Origin of the sequence: Micromonospora sp. NPDC049799 (assembly GCF_040656655.1) — a bacterium.
Classification (GTDB): Bacteria; Actinomycetota; Actinomycetes; order Mycobacteriales; family Micromonosporaceae; genus Micromonospora.
This window is the reverse complement of sequence record NZ_JBFAMU010000611.1, coordinates 1-2,667: the sequence shown is the minus strand read 5'-3', so window position 1 is coordinate 2,667 and position 2,667 is coordinate 1. Positions and strand designations below refer to the sequence as shown.

Here is a 2,667-nt window from a genome sequence, read left to right as displayed (position 1 = left end):
TAGTCCCGGTTCGGGCCGTTCATCCGCAGCGTGCTGAGCGAGGACATGTAGAACACGTGGCGCAGCCGCCGGTTGTAGCGCTGCGGCCGGCGCAGACGATGTCCAGGTGCAGGAAGTCCGACCCGGAGGTTATGGACCGGTCGAGGGACGGCGTTTTGGCCCTGCTCATCGGACCATCCTGCCAGGAGGGTGGGAGGTGACACATCCCGCAGAGGAGAATTCTCGTGACCATCGCCTTCCTGGTGACCACCCTCGTCGTGGTCCTCACCCCCGGCGCCGGGGTGCTCTTCACGCTCTCCGCCGGTCTGACCGGCGGGCCACGGGCCGCCCTGGTCGCCGCGTTCGGCTGCACCGTCGGCATCGTGCCGCACCTGGCCGCCGCGGTGACCGGGCTGGCCGCGCTGCTGCACTCCAGCGCGCTCGCCTTCGGCCTGCTGAAGTACCTCGGCGTCGCGTACCTGCTCTGGCTGGCGGTGGCGACGCTGCGCGACCGGGGATCCCTCACGGTGGCCGACGACGCGCCGCCGGCGCCGGCGGCCCGGGTGATCGGCTCGGCGGTGCTGATGAACCTGCTCAACCCGAAGCTGACCATCTTCTTCTTCGCGTTCCTGCCGCAGTTCGTCCGCTCGGGCGAGCCCGGGGCGGTCTCCGCGATGATCGGGCTCGGCGCGGTGTTCATGCTGGTCAGCCTCGTGATCTTCGCGGTGTACGGGCTCTGCGCGGCGGCCGTACGCCGGCATGTGCTGGACCGGCCCCGGGTCACCGACTGGCTGCGCCGCGGCTTCGCCGGCTCGTTCCTCGCCCTCGGCCTGCTGCTCGCCCGGGCCGAGGCGTGACCACCGAAAGGAGCGTCGTGTACCTCCAGCACTCACCCCGGATGTGGGCCGAGCACCCGCACCTCGTCGCCGGCGTCCTGTACGCCGACGGCGTCGACGGCAAGCCCCGCACCGCCCTGCCCCTCGGCGACCTGCACGACACAGCCCGGGACCGGCTCGCCACCGGCACCGAGGCGACGTTCCCGGAGATCCAGGCGTGGCGGCGCGCCTTCACCCGCACCGGCCTCGCCCCCACCCGGTACCGGTGCGCGGCCGAGTCGCTGCTGCGCCGGCTGCGGACCGTCGGGAGCCTGCCCGAGGTGCACCCCCTGGTAGACCTCGGCAACGCCCTGTCGGTGGCATCCGCGATCCCGGTCGCGATCATCGACGCGGCGCGGATCGGTGGCGGCCTCGACGTGCGGCACGCCCGGGGCGACGAGCGGTACCTGACCTTCGGCGGCGTGCAGGAGCACCCCGACCCGGACGAGGTCATCTTCGCCGACGACCACGGGCGTGCCCACGCCCGCCGCTGGACCAACCGGCAGAGCGGCTGGTCGGCGGTCCGCGACGACACCACACGGATCCTGGTCGTGGTGGAGGCGCTGCACCCGGGCGCCGACCGGGACGTACCGGCTTTGCTCGACGCCCTGGCGGGAAACCTGGAACGAGGGTGGGGCGTGGCGTCGCGGACGGCGGTCCTCACCGCCGCCACGCCCCGCTTCGAGGTCTGAGCGTCAGGCCGTCTCGTCCACCGCGAGGAACCGGTAGCCGGGCACGGTCTCGCCGAACCAACCGTTGACGCTGGCCATGCCCCGCTCGTTGACCTGCGCGTCGTGGATGGGGAACGTCCGGCGCGCGCCGACGGCGGTGGCGAAGTCGATCGCCTCGGTGAGCTTCAGCCAGGACGCCTGCGCGGGCACCAGCAGGGTGTCCACCGGGTGGTCGGGTCGGTGCAGCGAGTCGCCCGGGTGGTAGACCGCGTCCCCGACGAGGTAGCCGAGGTTCGCGCAGTCGGGCTGACCGCCGTGGATGGTGGCGTGCCGGCCCCCGACGGCGGTCACCATCATGCCGGCGGCGGTGAACCGCTGCCCGGCCCGGACCTCGGTCACCGGTAGCGGCACCGGGCCGGGCAGCGTCGCGCCCTCCGGCACGAACACCGGGACGCCGAGGCCGGCCAGCCGCAGCACGTCCACGTGGTCGGTGTGCTCGTGGGTGACCAGCACGGCGTCCGCGCCGGTCAGGGCCCGGGGCTCGCTCCAGGTGCCGGGGTCGATGACGAGGACGCCGCCGTCGTGCTCCAGGCGGACGCAGGAGTGGGTGAACTTGGTGATCAACACCCGCCGACCGTACGCCCGGGACGTCCGTTCCCGCTGCCCCGCGCCGTCAGTCGTGGCCCGCGTGCCCGGTGGGCGGGCGGCCCGGCGCCTGGCCCGGCTCGACCACCACGAACTGGCCCATCATCCCGTTGTCCTCATGCCACAGCAGGTGGCAGTGGTACATGTACGGCACGTTCGGGTCACTGTGGTCGGTGAACCGCAGGGCGATCCGCACCGGCCGGTCCGGCGCGAGGTACACGGTGTCCTTCCAGCCGCCCAGCTCCGGCGGCGGGGCCGCGCCGTCGACCGACAGCACCTGGAACTGCACGTCGTGGACGTGGAAGTTGTGCGGGGTGCCGTCGGTGTTCTCCACCTCCCACACCTCGGTGGTGTCCCGGGTGGCGGCGAAGTCGATCCGGTCCATCCGCATCGAGCGGCCGTTGACGCCCCGGCCCTGGAACTCCAGCCGGCGGGTCACCGCGGCGGTGGCCGGGGCGAGCCGGTCGGAGGGCACCAGGTCGGCGGGCACCTCCGGC

At 73.2% G+C, this 2,667-nt stretch carries 4 protein-coding genes; 2 read left to right on the top strand and 2 right to left on the bottom strand.

All coding sequences use genetic code 11. From position 1 onward, the window contains the following. The first annotated feature begins 224 nt into the window (after window positions 1-224). Both AB0I76_RS27195 and AB0I76_RS27190 read left to right on the top strand, forming a co-directional pair. The gene (locus tag AB0I76_RS27195; RefSeq protein WP_357041169.1) at window positions 225-836 is read left to right on the top strand and encodes a LysE family translocator; all 612 of its coding nucleotides are present in this window, start codon (window positions 225-227) and stop codon (window positions 834-836) included. Between the two features lie 17 nt (window positions 837-853). Next, on the top strand, window positions 854-1,546 hold the full coding sequence (locus AB0I76_RS27190) for a phenylalanine--tRNA ligase beta subunit-related protein (RefSeq protein ID WP_357041166.1): 693 nt from the start codon (window positions 854-856) through the stop codon (window positions 1,544-1,546). A 3-nt stretch (window positions 1,547-1,549) separates the two neighbouring features. Here the strand turns inward: AB0I76_RS27190 and AB0I76_RS27185 are convergent, their stop codons facing one another. Then, the gene (locus tag AB0I76_RS27185) at window positions 1,550-2,152 is read right to left on the bottom strand and encodes an MBL fold metallo-hydrolase (protein WP_357041164.1); all 603 of its coding nucleotides are present in this window, start codon (window positions 2,150-2,152) and stop codon (window positions 1,550-1,552) included. Window positions 2,153-2,198: 46 nt separating this feature from the next. Further along, the coding region (locus AB0I76_RS27180; RefSeq protein ID WP_357041161.1) for a multicopper oxidase domain-containing protein at window positions 2,199-2,667 on the bottom strand (469 nt) is incomplete at its 5' end.